Raw genomic sequence first — 15,522 nt, 5'->3', positions numbered from 1 at the left:
AATCGGTCCGGCGTCAGCACGCAACAGTGCGGCGGCGCTGAGCCAGCGCGGGGAGCGGACACCTCTAGAGCTTGCAACGATGATAGTTGACCTCCATCCCCTCGATGCCCGGGAACTGGCGCGTAATGGTATCGTCGTCGACGGCCTTAAGGAAGAACTGCACGTTCGATACCATGATTCCCGACGCGCAACCGACGATGATATTGATGTTCTGGCCGTCGTCCTTGCGCGATTTGATCTTGCAGTTCTCGAACTTGCCCCGGAGGCGATCGGCCTCGGCGATGAATCCACCGCCATAGACGCCCGAGAAATTCGTGAAGGTGAGCTGGCTCGCCCGGCCCTTGTGCGCAAACACTTTTCGGCACTGTTCGGCGCTCGTGGCCCAGGCGCCGGTGAGATCGAATGCGCGCGCGTAATCCGGCGATCCGAAGATCATGCCCGCGACCACGATTGCGCGAAATTTGCGATCCGGTTTCATATGCTGTCTCCCTGTTCGCGCCCGTCAGTGACCACTGAGCACCAGCGTCTGGATCGGCAGCAGCAGAGCCTGGATCCGCAGCAGCAGTGCATGAACGAGTGCGGTCGCGTCGACGGCGTGCAGGGCAAAACCTTTCAACGCGCCGGTTTTCGGATCGGCAATCACGTCATGGTTGCTGGTATAGGCATTGACGATGCAACTGCTGCCCGGTGTCACGCCGTCGAGGCCGTCCTTGTAAAGCGGCTCAAGGAACACGAGGATCGAACCCGGCTTCTGCAGGCTCTGCGGGTCGATCAACAACTCGGTGGCCCGAAACTGACCGGCGGCGATGAAATCCTGCACGCTGGTGACGACGAGCGGGATGATCACCCAGGGTTTCGACATACACGTGGCTTCCGCAACCATGCCGGGCTTCATCACCTGGGCCTCGATCTGCCCGAAGCCCGCCTGCAACCTGTTGCGGCCCGCTTCGTCCGGTATCAGGACTCCCGCCGGCCGCATGATCTGAGCGACGAGGTCTCCTGGGCGAACCAGGAATTGCTCGACGCGGCCATCGACGCCGGCACGGACGAAGGTCTTGTCGAGATCCACTTGGGCCTGCGCCTGCGCGGCCTCGGCGCTCGCCCGCTCGGCCGGCAGGAGCGTGGAGACCCGCAACGTCGCCGATTCCTTGACGGCGCTAGCGGCATCGACGCCGGACTGCCGCTGATCCACCAGCACCTGCAGCTTCTCGATGTCGCGTTGCGGCACGATACCGGGATTACGGCGCTGCAATTCGCTCTTCACATCGAGTTCGTCCTTGGCCTGCTGCAACGAGGCTTTCGCCTCCCCGATCTGAGCGTCCGCCTTGACGACATCGGCCTGCGCCGAGATCAGCGACGCATCGACCTCGGCGATCTTTCGTTTGGCGGTCTCCAACGCAGCCTCCTGCTTCGAACTATCGAGCCGGAACAGAACGTCGCCTTTCTTCACCGGTGCGGTGAAGTCGACATTGACCTCGACGACGCGGCCGGACCCTTCGGGCAGGATCGGCACGGTCCTGAAGTAGATCGCCGCGGAGCTTGTCGAGGGATGGAAGTAGAAGATCATCGTGATCAGAGAGATCGTGAGCATCAGGCAGCCGGTGATGCCCCATCTCAGTTCGTACCAGACAGAGAAGAACGTGATCTCCTTGCCGAACCGCTTGCCTTGCCGATAGCGGCGGTAGAGGTAATCCGGCAGGATCGTCACCAGCGAGCAGATCATCAGCTCAAGCATGGTTGTGCACCTCTTGCTTCGCGGGCGTCCGCACGTCGGGACTGCTGCCAGGTACGGATTCGGCCTCCGGCTCAGCAGCGGGCGCGCCTGGCGTGGCGTCGGCTATGCGCTCGACGGAATCGGCAATGCTGCGCATCGGCGTGCCGAAATCCGGCAGGTCGATAAGCGCCAGCAGCAGGCCGGCGATCCAGAAGATATGCATGTGGGTGAAAAGCGAGATCAGTCCAAGGACCGCGACGATCTCAAACTGAAGCTTCTGGCTCTTGTGCGCCATGCGTTCCGGCAGGCTGTGCAGCTTCCAGTAGAGAGTGCCAACCCACAAGACTGTGGCTACGAGGAAAATACCCATCACCACCATCAGGGTGTCCGACCCGTCGGCGCCGGGAATGAAAAACGGCAGATGATGGGGCGCTGCCGGATGGATCTGCTCGTTCAAGCCAAGTCTCCCAAGCCAAGTCTCCCGGCTGCAATAAAACCGCAAGCAATCTTGATCGACACTGCTGATCATCCTATCGCGCTTGCTTGATCTGGATCAAGGAGGCCCGTTGGCCCGACCCTACCGTTCGGAGGCACGGTGAGAGATCGGGCTTAGGAGTCCCCAGCCATGCGAGACAAGATCGATGACTTGATCCCGAATGCGCACGAGATCCAGAAGCAGGCAGCGCTCCAGGAAGCGGGGAAGGCCGAGGAACATGCCAAGCGTGCGGCTGCCGTGGAGGCCGAGAAGCGCGCCTTGATCGAGCGGTTGAGCAAACCCTCCGGGCTCAGCGAGGACGAGAAGGTCAAGCTGGCATCGACGGTGATTCAGCGCGCAGTGCGCAACGGACTGACCGAAGTGCAGGTCTACCGCTTCCCCAACACGCTGTGCACCGACAAGGGGCGCGCCATCAATCAGATGGAGGCCGGCTGGGAAAAGACGCTGACAGGCATACCGAAGGAAATATACCAGCTCTGGGCGGACTATCTGCAGCCGCGCGGCTACCGCATCCGATACCAGGTCGTTGAATACCCCGGGGGCATGCCCGGCGACATCGGCATCGTCATTGCCTGGGGTTAACAGCTCGAACGATGGACGGGTATCCATGGCGAAAGACAAGTCCGCAGAAAAGATGACGCGCAAACAGTACGAAGAAGAGATGCACAAGCTGCAGGTCCAGCTCTGCCATCTCCAGGACTGGGTGGTAGCGAACAAGCTCAGGGTCATCATCCTGTTCGAGGGGCGCGATGCAGCCGGCAAGGGCGGAACCATCAAGGCCTTGACCGAGAAGGTCAGCCCGCGCGTGTTTCGCGTGGTCGCCCTGCCCGCACCGTCCGATCGCGAGAAGTCCCAGCTCTTCATCCAGCGCTACATGCAGCAGTTTCCCGCCGCCGGCGAGATCGTGATCTTCGATCGCAGCTGGTACAATCGCGCAGGCGTCGAGTATGTGATGGGATTCTGTACACCTGAGGACCACAAGCGGTTCCTCGCGCTCTGCCCGCAGATGGAGCAATACATCATCGAGGGCGGCATCATCCTGATCAAGCTGTGGCTCGAGGTTGGGATGGATGAGCAGGAACAGCGCTTCAGGGCTCGGATCGACGATCCGTTGCGGCAGTGGAAGCTGAGCCCGATGGACACCGAATCCTATCGCCGCTGGTATGACTACTCACGCGCGCGCGACCTGATGTTCAAGGCGACGAGCTCGAAGCATGCGCCCTGGAACATCATCCGATCCGATGACAAGCGGCGGGCGCGACTGAACTGCATCTCATTCCTGCTCAAGACAATTCCTCACGGACGCGTCAAGCGCGTCAAGGTCAAGCTGCCCAAGCGCTCGAACAAGGGCCGCTACAACGACCAGACCGGCTTGCGCGGGATGAAGTTCGTCGAGGAACGCTACTGAAGGGCAAGGCCGCGCCGGGCGCGGCCTTGGTCCCTCAGATCTATTTCAAGCGGATCGTGACACCGCCCACGGCGGCCGAGACCTCGGCGCCGACTTTCGGGCCGCTGAGCTGCAGGATCACACCATTGGCATTTTGCAATTGCACGCCGCCGGCGCCCGCGGCGATCGCACCACCGGCACCTGCGGCGCTATAGGAGCCCTCGATTGAGGCAGGCCCCCTGAGATTGATGGCGCGCCCGACGAACTTGGTGGTCGAAGCGCCGATCGTGAAGCCAACGCTCATCCCCGACACTGTGAACGGATAATGCTTGCCGCGCAGCGTCAATACGCCCTCGCCGCCTCCGACACCCACGATGAAGCCGCCCTTGGTGAAGATGACGGCGACCGAGCCGGTTTCGGCCAGTGACGGCGTGCTGAAGCCGGCCAATCCCATCACCACCGCAGCAAGAGCTCCGATCAAACTCACTTTCCTCATGACTCTCTCCAGAAACCGGTTGCGTTACGACTTGTTGTGCAAGGATCATCGCTGCGAGAACGCGACGACGCCTTGCGAGATCTCGTGCCCTTATGATGCGGCCTTCAGTTTCGGCGCTCCCGCCCGCGGCTTGCCCATCCTGCCCAGCGCCTCGGTGGTCACGAGCTTCAGACCCTCGGCCGCATCGTAGCCATGGATTTCCTTCACATCGAGCTTGCGCATGAAGTCGATGGTCTCCTGCGTGATGACCTGGCCAGGCACCATGATCGGGAAGCCCGGCGGATATGGGATCACGAAGCTCGCGGAAACGAGATCGGGCCCGCTCTTCAGCCGCCGGTCGATCTCGGGATCGTTCAGGCGAATGTATTGGCATCCAGCCGCATCATAAGCTGAATAGAACCCACCGCGGATGTCGCCCTCGTTCGTCTTCGTGCCCGCGTCGCCGCGATAAGCGTCGTGGAAATGCGAGAAGTTCGGCAGGTCGGGCACGTCCTTCATCAGGCTGTTGACCCGCGCGTCGAAATCGCGCCTGCCGTTCGCTCCGCCCTTGGCCAGGCCGCGATCGATTTCGCCGGAGACTTCGGCCAGCACCCGGACCAGATGCGCGACGTCGCTCCGCGTGTTGTTGATGTTGGACTGGATCAGGACCGAGTTGCGCGAGGTCTTGTTGACCTGGATGTTGTAGCGGCTGGCGAGCAGGCCCTTGAACTGCGTTCCGTCGTAGCCGGCCGTGCCGCAGACCAGCGTCATGCGGGTCGGATCGAGGCAGAACTCGTCGTCGTTCAGGCTCTTCAGCGCACTCGCCCAGTTGGTGCCATCAGCCAGATAGTCGGTGAACCCGCTCTGGCGATAGGCCTTCGGCACCATCGCATCCGCGCCCAGAACGCGGAAGTACCGGGAGATCAGCGGATTGGTGTTGACCGCATTGCGGATGGCGAACGCGATCTCCATTGCATTGGCCACCAGTCCGTAACCCTCGAGCTCCATCTGCCGGCGCGAGACGTCGAGGCTTGCGATCAGCTGCTGGTTCGGACTGGTCGACGCGTGCGTGAATATGGCCTCCTTGAACTGCGCTTCGACGGTGTGGAATTCGATGTCCTTGACGGCCAGCATCGAGCCCTGCCGGATCGCCGACATCGACTTGTGCGTCGAATTGGTCTGGTATACCCGCAACCGGATCTGGCGCGGGTCGGGAATCAGCCGGGTCTTGAGCAGCACCTCGTCCGAGGGGTTCTTGCCGAGTTCGGCCTGCTGCTTCTCGTAAGCGGCAACCGATTTGGGATCGCGCATCCAGGCTTCGATCTCGTTGGCCGCGCCCATCGCGGTTCGCCGCCGCAGGAACGGCGAGAACCGCGCGAATCCAAACCAGGCCTCGTCCCAGAGGAAGATCAGGTCGGGCTTGATCGCGAGGCATTCCTCCATCACCCGCCGCGTGTTGTAGATGTGACCATCGAAGGTACAATTGGTCAGGTCGATCATCTTGACCCGGTCGAGCCGGCCATCGGCCTTCGCATTCAGCAGCGCCTGCTTGATCGTCTTCAGGGGCACTGCGCCGTACATCGAGTATTCCGTCATCGGGAATGCCTCGACGTAGAGCGGCTGTGCGCCCGCCAGCACCATGCCGTAGTGGTGCGACTTGTGGCAGTTGCGATCGACGATCGCGATGTCGCCGGGACCCAGCAGCGCCTGCACCGCCATCTTGTTGGAGGTCGAGGTGCCGTTGGTGACGAAGAAGACGCGGTCGGCGCCGAGCGCGCGAGCGGCCTTCTCCTGCGCCTTCTTGATGTTGCCGGTCGGCTCCAGCATGCTGTCGAGGCCGCCGGTGGTGGCGCTGCTCTCGGCAAGGAACAGATTCAGCCCGTAGAACTCGCCCATGTCGCGGATCCAGTCCGACTTGAACACGGACTTGCCCCGCGCGATCGGCAGCGCGTGGAAGGTTCCAATCGGCCGCTGCGCATATTTCTTCAGATTGTCGAAGAACGGCGTATCGAAGCGATCCTGCACGCCTTCCAGAATTGACAGATGCAATTCGAGGATATCCTCGACCGAGTAGAACACCCGGCGCGCCACGTCGGCCTCGGGATTGCCGGCCAATTCCTCGACGTCGCGGTTGGACATCAGGTAGAGATCAAGCTCGGGACGGATCCGCTTCAGGATATGGGCCAGCCGGAGCGCGGACGCGTCGGACTCGTCGTTGAGCCCCATGGCGCCGGTCATGGCACGGAGCACAGGCGCGTCGTGGCGCGAGCGCAAGCCAAAGCCTTCGTTGATCACCACCGCCGCAATGTTGGGATTCAGCATTGCCGCACAGAAGGCGTCCTCGAGACTGCCCACGACCACGGGCTCATAGATGAAGGCGTCGACCGGACGCCGCAGCCTGCGCCATTCCGAAAGCAGTCCCGGCCAGTTACCGGCCGGCACCCCGGTCACGATCAGGGTCTCGAAGTAGGGACGGCGGCCCGCCGATTGTCCGAGCGTTGGCGGAAGCAGATCGGGAACGTCGCCATTGCCGTCGTCCTGCGTGCTCCAGTCACCGGCGTGCTGGCGGAAGGACTTTGTTTGAAGTGCCTGCACGATCCGCGTCGCAAGCATATGCGAGGTGGCGGCGTCCCCCGCCGCCGCGGCTTCCTTCAGTGCCGCCATCAAACGAAGGCCCGGGTAGCCGTGAAACTCCTCCGTGACCGCAAGCGCCGACAGCGCCGCGTCATACGCGGCACGGTCGCCGCCTCCGCTCCACCGCTTTGCCGCCTCAACCAGATCGCGCCAATTGTCGGCGCGTCCGCCGGGTCCGGAAAAGAACTGGTCGATGCGCTGCTGTGCCGGCTTCGCGTCGTTGGCCATGAATGACTCCTGATCTCGTGATCCTGGCGCTGGTTCTGTCCGATCGTAGGAACCGGGCGCAACGCTCCCTTTGATCCAAGTCAAGCCGATGCCGGATTGAGACGCGTCTCACAGCCGCCGATAGGCGCCACGCCTTGCGATGCGACAGGGCTACTGTGTCCGGGCGCGATCCGCTCGGTCGCACACGCTAGGTGTTTGCCGGCGACTTCCTGTTGTCCAACACACTGTCAAGCGTGCGCATCCAGTCTCCACGATCGGTCTTGTCGGCAAGGCCATCCGCCTGAAGCAGGTCGCGCAATTGCGCGTGCGCCCCGACGATGCGAAACGTAATTCCGCGCGATGCGAGTTCCTGGTGAAGATCGTGGAGCATGCGCGACCCCGCGAGGTCGATGAATGGCGAGGCCGACAGGTCACAGGCCACCAGCTTGACGTCGGGGGACATCCGAAGCGCCGCCAATACCGTCTCGAAGATCGTCTCGGCATTGACATAAAGGAGAGAGGTTTCCGGGCGAAACGCGAGGATCCCGGCCAAGGGCTCCACGTCGTCGTGCCGCGCCCGGTCGGAATAGCGGCCGCTGCCAGGGAGACGGCCGAGAAACGCGATATTCGGCTGGGACGCGCGCAACAGCAGCAGGAAGATGGTGGCGACAGCGGCCAGCAACACACCCTGCAGGATTCCGAGGAACAGCACGGATACCAGCGCGATGAGCGCGGCATAGAAATCGATCCGGCTGATCCGCCACATTCTGGCGAGCGCGGGAATGTCGACCAGTTTGTAGACGGCCGAAAAGACGATCGCGGCAAGCACGGTCTTCGGCAGATTGGTCAGCAGACCGGTGAAGAACAGCAGGCAGAGTGCGAGGGTCACGGAGCAGAACACCAGCGCCAATGGCGTCCGCGCGCCGGCTGCGTCATTGACGGCCGATTGCGACAGGCCGCCCGCAACGGGGTAGCCGTGCCCAAGGGCTGCCGCGAGGTTGGCCGCACCGAGTCCCAAGAACTCCTGCCGGACATCCAGCGGGTAGCCGTGCTTTGCCGCAAAGCTTCGCGCGGCGGATACGCCTTCCACATAGGCCAGCACCAGGCACCCGGCGGCGATGGGAAAGAGATCGTCAAATTCGAGCAGGCCAAATGTCGGCAACGCAAGGACCGGCAACCCGGTTGGGATCTTTCCGGTCACCGGCAATCCCATTTCCGCAAGCCCGAGCACGGAGACGGTGAGGATCGACAGCGCGACCACCGCCAGCCCAACAGGCTTGCCGGGCAGCCTGCGCTCGCCGAGCAACAGCAGCATGGTCGCAGCCACACCGATGCCGAGCACCAGCGGCCTGGTATCGCCTAGCTGGCCGGCAAGCTTGATCGCGCGGTCGAAAAAATTGTGGCCGCCGCCTGCGACGCCGAACAGGCTCGGCAGCTGGCTCATGATGATGGTGAGCCCTGCCCCGGCCTTGAAGCCCACCAGAATGCTATCGCTGATCAACCGCACTAGCAGGCTGAGCTTGAACAGCCAGGCGATCAGGCAGAGCACTGCCACGCTGAAGGCAACAACGCTGACGATCTGCCCGTAACGCGTGGCATCGCCGCCGGCCAATACGCCGACAGCGCCAGCGATCATCAGCGAGATCGCCGAGGTCGGTCCGACCGCGAGTTGCCGGGAGGAGCCCAACAGGGCGTAGCCTACGCCGCCAAGCAGGTAGCCATAGACGCCGATCTGCGGCGGCAGGCCGGCGAGGCCCGCATAGGCCAGCGACACCGGTATGGCGTAGGCCGCCAGCGTGACCCCGGCAATGGCATCGCCGCGCAGCCAAGAGGCGCGATAGCCGGCGAGCCAGTTGGCCGGAGGAAACCGGCGTATCCAACTCGTCTCCCCCTGGATCGACATCAAGGCCGCCGTTTGAAGCTGCAGTGGTCGCTCGTGGTCGCGCCAGAGGGCCGGATGCTCGTTGACTCAGATCAAGCCTCGTTGCCGGCGATGTGCTTCTTACCTTGCTCGGCTCGATCATCCTGACCGGCACATTTGCCGGAAGACCCGCTGGAGCGCATGGCATGCGTCAGCACCGCTTACGGACCCTCGCTGCCGCAACGCTTCTGTTGCTTGGCCTGACAGCTCCCGCACGCACCGATGATCAAGGCACATCCCAGCGCATCCAGGAGGAGATCTGGGCGTTGCCGCTTCCGCTACCAATGTTCGCCTACCTGGTCCGCCCCGTGGGCGACGGTCCCTTCCCGCTGGTCATCATGAATCATGGCGTGTCGCTGAACGCCAGGGATCGCAGCTTCTTCCCGCTGGTGGAATTTCGCGATGCCGCAATGTGGTTTGCGCGGCGCGGCTATCTCGTGGTGGCACCGGTCGGGACCGGCTATGGCGCGGCGGCGATCGATATTCCCGAACGCGGTCTCTACGGCCCGTTCTTCTCCAAGGTCGGGAAATGCACCAATCCGAATTTCCTCGATCCGGGTCTCGCCGTCGCGCAGGTCGATCTCTGGATCATCGACTACATGGCAGCCGAAAAGCGCATCGTGCCGAAAGACGTCATCGTCGTCGGACAGTCGGCCGGCGGCTGGGCAGCCATCGCACTGTCGAGCCTCAACCCTCCGCAGGTCAAAGCCATCATCACCTTCGCGGCCGGCCGCGGCGGCCGGGTCGATGGCAAGCCCAACAACAATTGCAATCCTGACAAACTGGTCGAAACGACCGGCTTCTTTGGCCATACCTCACGGGTGCCCATGCTGTGGCTCTATATCGAGAACGACACCTTCTTCGGTCCAGCCCTGTCAAAGCGAATGCACGAGGCCTTCACGCGCGCCGGCGGGCGGGCCGAATACCATCTATTGCCGCCGTTCGGCGACGAAGGGCATTTCCTGATCGGCTCTCCCAATTCGATTCCCATCTGGTCGCCATTGGTCGAACGATTTCTGGGCAACGTTCGCTAGGCGGCCAAGCCTCGCTGAAGGAGAATCTATGGTCCGATATGGTGCTTTGGTTACTTCAATGCTGTTTGTGGCGAGCGTCAGTGCCACGCACGGTCAACAGACGCCCTCACCGCCGGCTGCGGTGAAGGATGGTGACGAGGTCGCTCCGCGGGGAGCGCGCGTGGCGCGCGACGTCAAGTATGGCGAGTGGCGAAAGCTCTGCTTCAACGCAGCAGGCGCCAAGACATTATGCCGGACGTCGATCACCGGCACGCTCGGCACCGGCCAGACCGCCGTTCGCATCGATCTGGTCGAGCGTGAGGACGGGACCGCGCGCCTCCAGCTCTTCCTGCCGGTCGGGATGTATCTGCAGGCCGGGGTCAAGCTATCGGTTGACCAGATGGAAGTTCATCGCCTGCCCTACACCTGGTGCGTGACCAATATGTGCATTGCGGCCAATGTTGCCGATCCGAAGCTCCTCGAGGAGATGGACGGCGGAAAGTCGCTGTCGATCGTCACCGTCGACACCAGCATTCTGACGGTGACAACCTCGGTGCCGCTCGACCGCTTTGCGACCGTGCGCAAGGGGGCACCCGCGCTGACACTCGATCAAGCCATCGACGAATGATTGAGGCTCGCAGCCGCTAGACTACGCCGGCCAGCAGCCGCTCGATCGGCTGCATCAATGAATTCGCCGTGAATGGCTTGGTCAGATAGGCCACGCATCCCGATGCCATCGCCGCCATGCGTGTCGCCGGGTTGTCATTCCCGGTAATGTAGATGACCGGGACGTCGACGCCCAGATCCGTCAGTTGGTGACGCAGTTCAATCCCGGAACCATCACTGAGATTGATATCCAGGATGAGGCACAGCGCGCTGTCGAAGCTGCCATGCTTTAGCAGAGCGCTTCCGGTCTCGAACAATCTGGATGCGAATCCATATTCCCTGAGCAGCCGCCCGATTCCACGGAGCATGGAGGGATTATCATCCACGACGAAGACAAATTTCGCGGTCGGCAAATCCGGAGGCCTTCACTCGTTGTTGAATCAAAAGCCCGATTTTTGCCTAACGTCGGCACCTGGACGACGGGCGCATCGGAATCTCACCGGCACGCGACATCGCCGCGGCCAATACCGGAGATATCCGCCGTCACATGGTTTTCATATTGTACCTTGGGACAGGCGGCCGCAGCGGATTATCCCCTGACCGCGCCACCAAGTTGGCGCGTGCCGAGCCGCTCCGCGATCGAGACCAGCTCGGCCAGTGACTGCACCTGCATCTTCTCCATGACCTGATGACGATGCGCCTTGATCGTGCGTTCCGTCGTGCCGAGCTCATAGGCAACCTGCTTGTTGATCCGGCCGCACACGATCAGATCGAACACCTGCCGCTCGCGTGGGGTCAACCTTGCCAGCAGCGCGCGGAGTGAGTCGAACCTGGCTCGCTGGCTACGGGCCAACTCGTGCCGCGCGACGGCGCGCTCGATCGCCTCGATCAGCTGGTCTGACGCGATCGGCTTGGTCAGGAAATCCTCGGCTCCCGCCTTGATCGCCTGGACGGTCGTGGCCGTGTCGGCATATCCGGTGAGAAATACAATCGGGAGCGTGGATTGCAGCTCGTTCAGACGGCCCTGCAGCTCGGGACCACTCATTCCGGGAATGCGCACGTCCAACAGGATACAGCCGGCCTCTTCGTCGCCGGGCAATCGATCGAGCAGTTGCCGGGCCGACGCATACGTCAGAACACGATAGCCCGCGAGCTTGAGCCTGCGCTCAAGTGCCGTACGAAACGAGGCATCGTCATCGACGATATGCACGTAAGCGTGCATGACGCCCTCTCCTGCGCGATCGACAGCGAGATCCTGCATTCGTATTATCACGGCCTCCTACCAAGAAAAGACCCCAAACGAGCTATGCAGCGAGCGGCAACGAAAGATGAAAAGCCGCTCCGCCGCCCGACTGGTTCTCGGCCCAGATCTGACCGCTATGCGCCAGAACGATCGTCCGCGCGATGGACAGGCCAATGCCCATGCCCTGCTCCTTCGTCGTGAAGAACGGATCGAAAATATCGTTCAGCCTGTCCTGGGGAATTCCCGGACCTGAATCGCAGATGGAAATCATCGCCAGCGCGTCGCCGTTGACCTCGGTACGGCCGATGATCGTGCGCCCGTAGGGCATTTTGGCCATCGCGTCCATGCTGTTGACCACAAGGTTGAGAATGACCTGCTGCAACTGAACCGGGTCACCCGTCACCCGCAGGGTCTCCGGTGAGGTCTGCAGGTAGATCGCGACGTTGCGCGCCGAGGCCTGCAGCTTGAGGAAATCGAACGCTTCCCGCATGGTCTGATTGAGATCGATCTCTTTCTTCTCAAATGGCGCACGCTTCAGCAGACTGCGCATCCGACGGATCACCTCGCTCGCGCGCAGATCATCGCGCTTGATGTCGGAAATGATCTCCCGGACCTCCTGAAGGTCGGGCGTCGGCGAAGCCAGGATCAGCTCCGCGGTCTCGGCATTGGTCAGGATCGAGCCAAGCGGCTGGTTGAGCTCATGGGCAATGGAGGACGACAGCTCTCCGGCGGTCGCCTGCCGATTGACGTGGGCAAGCTGGGACAGCTGATTGCGGGATTCGACCTCGGCCTTCCGCCGCATGTGCCGCTCGTGCAGCAGGAACGCGATGAGCAAGGTCTGGGCTAGTATTGCAGCGGCGAGCGCGATCGCCCGCCAGCGGTACCTTTCAATAAAACTCGGTTCACGGAGGCGACTTTGGCTGCCTTGCGGCAGCGCTGCATCGGCTGCCAATTGAAGAGCGGCTTCACGCCGAAATCCGCCTTGATAAGCCTCGCGACCGAAGCGACTGAAATCGAGGCTCTCCGTGTCGACGGTCGTCGGCGCGGGGCCGTGCGCGCTCACGGCATCCCTCAGCCCGACGAACACCTGATCGTAGAACGGACCACGCCGATCGGACTGGTCCGGTACCAGCATCGAATGCGGACGCATCTCTTGCGCCCGGAGACCAGGCGGAGAAAGCAACATAGCCAGCAGGATGATCAGTCCAGAGAGCCGAATTGGCTTGCCCATAGCGCTCGGAGCCGGAGATCAACGGGTTCAAAACCTAGCACCCCGTTATCGTCGAGAGAATTGAATTTTCCTCGAAGACTTCCGCACCAATTACGAACAAATCGCCGCATTCCCGCGCCCTGTCCTTTAGGACAATGACCTCAGGACCAATAGAGGCCGATTGAGCCCTGTCGTAGTCATTGCGTGCGGACAGGCATTTCGAACCGCTCGGACGCCGCAAGTTCATTACAGAGTGAGTTGGTCCATGTTCGCTCACGTCAATGTCAGACCGGCCAATGGACCTAACATCCTCGGTGGGCTGACCGCCCGGCACGCCAACTTCATCACCAGCGAATTCCACTACAGAAAGGGCGCCGAGATCTACGGCGAGAAGGAGCCTGCGGAGTACGTCTACCAGGTCGTCTCGGGGGCCGTCCGCAGCTACAAGCTCCTCTCCGACGGACGGCGCCAGATTGGCGCCTTTCATCTCGCCGGTGACATTTTCGGACTCGAGAATACCGAATTCCATCGCTTCACCGCCGAAGCTGTCGTCGACACCAATGTGCGCCTGGTCAAGCGGATGAGCCTCGAACGGGTGGCCCATTCGGATTCCGCCCTGTCCCGCAACCTGCTGAGCATGACCACGAGCAACCTGCAGCATGCCGAGGATCACATGCTGCTGCTCGGCCGCAAGACCGCGTTGGAGCGGGTTGCAGCATTCTTGCTCGAAATGGATCGCCGGCTGACTGGAGTAGACGTCGTCGCCCTACCGATGTGCCGGCGCGATATCGCCGACTATCTCGGGCTGACCCTGGAGACGGTATCGCGCGCGCTTTCCAAGCTGCACGCCTACGGAGCGCTCAACTTCCTCGGCTCGAACCAGCGCGAAATTATGCTGGTCGACCGCGACCAGCTGTCCAGGCTGGACAACTGACCGCGACTTTACGGGGATTTCACGAGCGCGGCCTGGCGCTCGATGGTCTTTTGCAGCACTTCGAACAGGACCGCCGTCGACCAGCCGAACATCAGAATACCGTTCATGGCCGCCATTGGTCCAATCAGCCGCCACTCCTTGACCGGAATCACGTCGCCGTAGCCGAGTGTCGTGTAGTTCACAAAGGCGAAATAGAGCAGATCGCTGCCGGCGGGGGCTGCACCAGCCGCGAGATAGGCCAGCGACCACACCACGATCTCCAACGTGTGAGCCACCATCAGGATCAGCGCGGCCGCCACCATCACGCCGCTGAGCTGCCGCCCAAACCGGCCGGTGGCGCTCAGGCTGACGTGCCGCAGCAGTCCGATCACCCCGACGGTGAACAACGAATGAAGCACGATATTAATCGCACTGACCGCCGATCCCACGATGAGTTGAAATAGCATCACTGCTATCCCGCCAACCGGGCGCGGTCGTCCCGGATCCATGCCGTGATCAGCTCCCAGGCGACCGCGAGAATGATCGGCCCGATGAACAGGCCCACGATGCCGTGCGCAAGCGTCCCGCCGATTACGCCGACGAAGATGACGAGCGCCGGCGTGGTCAGGCCCCGCCCCATGACCAGCGGCTTCAGCACATTGTCGATGACCCCGACGACCAGGAAGAACAACGTGAAAGCAAGCGCCGTCGCCAGGTCCTTGGTCGACCAGAGCCAGATGATGACCGGAATCAGCACGATCGCCGCCCCGATCTGCACGATCGCCAGCAGCATCACGACAAACGCCAGCAGGCCCGCACTTGGAATCCCCGCCAGCTTGAAGCCGACCCCGGCCAGCAGCGATTGCAGGACGGCAACGCCGATGACGCCCCGGGACACCGCCCGAATGGTTGCGCCGGCCAGGTCGAGGAAGTGCTCGCTCTGCTCCGGCACGATGCGGGACAGGAAGCTCCGGCAGGCTGCGGCAAGCTGCGAGCCATAGGGAAACAGAAACCCCGCCAGGACAACCGCGAGCAGGAATTTCAGCATCCCGACCCCGGCATCGCCCGCAAACGCAAACAAGATCCCGGCGAGCGGCTTTAGGTGCGGAACGACCTCGCGCAGCACGGCGCTCAGATTGGTCGAGGCCCGATCCCAGAGATCGTAGAGCGGGCCGCCGATCAGCGGCCAATCCTTGATCTGCGGCACCGGCGACGGCACGACAACGTTCCCGGCGCTCAATTGTCCGGCCAGCTCCCTCACCCCGTCCACCGCCCCGATCCCGAGCCAGGTCGCCGGTCCGATGACGACTCCCAGTGCGATCAAGGTCAGAACGAGAGCCGCGATGCTGGCGCGGCCACCGAGTATCCTCGTGAGCCAGGTGAAGACGGGATAGAGCGCGACCGCGAGCACCACACTCCAGGCCAGGATCGGCACGAACGGGCGGACCAGGACGAACGACCAGTAGATCAGCAGCGCCAGCAATCCGAGGCGAATTGCGAGCTGGATGAACTCGTCTCCCGCTACGAGCTGGCGAAGGGTTTTCAAGAGCGTGCTTTCGGTTGAGCGTCAGCAGGCACGCAGGAAGCGGTGCCATCGCACTGCCGCGCACGAGTTGATCCAGATCAAGCGTCGCGCGTCCGCTGCCTCGCCAAAGAAACGGCCCCGGTTCGGGGGTAGGAATCGGGGCCGCTTCAACTCGTCG

16 protein-coding genes are annotated in these 15,522 nt (G+C 62.4%); 5 read left to right on the top strand and 11 right to left on the bottom strand.

Annotation, left to right across the window (positions count from 1 at the left end; all coding sequences use genetic code 11):
* Positions 1-64 precede the first annotated feature (64 nt).
* From ACE103_RS21545 to ACE103_RS21535, 3 genes are read right to left on the bottom strand one after another with little or no spacing between them, the layout of a single operon-like run.
* The gene (locus tag ACE103_RS21545; RefSeq protein ID WP_223975013.1) at positions 65-478 is read right to left on the bottom strand and encodes a hypothetical protein; all 414 of its coding nucleotides are present in this window, start codon (positions 476-478) and stop codon (positions 65-67) included.
* Positions 479-502: 24 nt separating this feature from the next.
* Positions 503-1,735 (bottom strand): HlyD family secretion protein, encoded by a 1,233-nt coding sequence (locus ACE103_RS21540; protein ID WP_375774805.1) that lies wholly within the window; start codon positions 1,733-1,735, stop codon positions 503-505.
* Entirely contained in the window at positions 1,728-2,171 is a 444-nt protein-coding gene (locus ACE103_RS21535; protein ID WP_375774804.1) for a hypothetical protein, read from the bottom strand. Before ACE103_RS21535 ends, ACE103_RS21540 begins: the two co-directional genes overlap by 8 nt.
* Positions 2,172-2,339: 168 nt before the next feature.
* Between ACE103_RS21535 and ACE103_RS21530 the strand changes: the two genes are divergently transcribed.
* Positions 2,340-2,792 (top strand): hypothetical protein, encoded by a 453-nt coding sequence (locus ACE103_RS21530; protein WP_375774803.1) that lies wholly within the window; start codon positions 2,340-2,342, stop codon positions 2,790-2,792.
* A gap of 25 nt (positions 2,793-2,817) precedes the next feature.
* On the top strand, positions 2,818-3,618 hold the full coding sequence (gene ppk2, locus ACE103_RS21525; protein ID WP_375774802.1) for a polyphosphate kinase 2: 801 nt from the start codon (positions 2,818-2,820) through the stop codon (positions 3,616-3,618).
* Positions 3,619-3,658: 40 nt separating this feature from the next.
* Here ppk2 and ACE103_RS21520 read toward each other — a convergent pair whose 3' ends face one another.
* The 3 genes from ACE103_RS21520 to ACE103_RS21510 all read right to left on the bottom strand — a co-directional run bounded on the left by ACE103_RS21520 (position 3,659) and on the right by ACE103_RS21510 (position 8,816).
* Entirely contained in the window at positions 3,659-4,093 is a 435-nt protein-coding gene (locus ACE103_RS21520; protein WP_375774801.1) for a hypothetical protein, read from the bottom strand.
* 90 nt (positions 4,094-4,183) lie between these two features.
* Positions 4,184-6,934, bottom strand: coding sequence for a decarboxylase (locus ACE103_RS21515; RefSeq protein ID WP_375774800.1), 2,751 nt, complete (start codon positions 6,932-6,934; stop codon positions 4,184-4,186).
* Positions 6,935-7,121: 187 nt separating this feature from the next.
* Complete coding sequence (locus ACE103_RS21510) at positions 7,122-8,816, bottom strand: SulP family inorganic anion transporter (protein ID WP_375781157.1); 1,695 nt, start codon at positions 8,814-8,816, stop codon at positions 7,122-7,124.
* Between the two features lie 164 nt (positions 8,817-8,980).
* On the opposite strand from ACE103_RS21510, the gene ACE103_RS21505 reads away from it, so the two are divergent.
* Positions 8,981-9,868, top strand: coding sequence for an alpha/beta hydrolase family protein (locus ACE103_RS21505; protein ID WP_375774799.1), 888 nt, complete (start codon positions 8,981-8,983; stop codon positions 9,866-9,868).
* 160 nt (positions 9,869-10,028) lie between these two features.
* A complete protein-coding gene (locus ACE103_RS21500; protein WP_375774798.1) occupies positions 10,029-10,475 on the top strand; it encodes an invasion associated locus B family protein in 447 nt (148 codons plus the stop codon).
* Between the two features lie 16 nt (positions 10,476-10,491).
* Here ACE103_RS21500 and ACE103_RS21495 read toward each other — a convergent pair whose 3' ends face one another.
* The 3 genes from ACE103_RS21495 to ACE103_RS21485 all read right to left on the bottom strand — a co-directional run bounded on the left by ACE103_RS21495 (position 10,492) and on the right by ACE103_RS21485 (position 12,846).
* Positions 10,492-10,866, bottom strand: a complete 375-nt coding sequence (locus tag ACE103_RS21495) for a response regulator transcription factor (protein WP_223975028.1) — start codon at positions 10,864-10,866, stop codon at positions 10,492-10,494.
* A gap of 176 nt (positions 10,867-11,042) precedes the next feature.
* A complete protein-coding gene (locus tag ACE103_RS21490) occupies positions 11,043-11,675 on the bottom strand; it encodes a response regulator transcription factor (RefSeq protein WP_375781156.1) in 633 nt (210 codons plus the stop codon).
* An 82-nt stretch (positions 11,676-11,757) separates the two neighbouring features.
* Entirely contained in the window at positions 11,758-12,846 is a 1,089-nt protein-coding gene (locus tag ACE103_RS21485) for a sensor histidine kinase (protein ID WP_375774797.1), read from the bottom strand.
* Positions 12,847-13,171: 325 nt separating this feature from the next.
* Here ACE103_RS21485 and ACE103_RS21480 point away from each other — a divergent pair, with 325 nt between their 5' ends.
* Positions 13,172-13,840 carry a helix-turn-helix domain-containing protein gene (locus ACE103_RS21480; RefSeq protein ID WP_223975031.1) on the top strand — a complete coding sequence of 223 codons (669 nt, stop codon included), beginning with the start codon at positions 13,172-13,174 and terminating at the stop codon, positions 13,838-13,840.
* A gap of 8 nt (positions 13,841-13,848) precedes the next feature.
* Here the strand turns inward: ACE103_RS21480 and ACE103_RS21475 are convergent, their stop codons facing one another.
* A complete protein-coding gene (locus ACE103_RS21475; RefSeq protein ID WP_375774796.1) occupies positions 13,849-14,286 on the bottom strand; it encodes a potassium channel family protein in 438 nt (145 codons plus the stop codon).
* A gap of 5 nt (positions 14,287-14,291) precedes the next feature.
* Positions 14,292-15,365: an AI-2E family transporter gene (locus tag ACE103_RS21470; protein ID WP_375774795.1), complete on the bottom strand. Its 1,074-nt coding sequence runs from the start codon at positions 15,363-15,365 to the stop codon at positions 14,292-14,294.
* Positions 15,366-15,522: the final 157 nt, after the last annotated feature.

The organism is Bradyrhizobium sp. ma5, from assembly GCF_042258955.1.
Lineage (GTDB): Bacteria > Pseudomonadota > Alphaproteobacteria > Rhizobiales > Xanthobacteraceae > Bradyrhizobium.
Note: the sequence above shows the minus strand (reverse complement) of the source record. Positions and strands in the feature narration are given on the sequence as shown.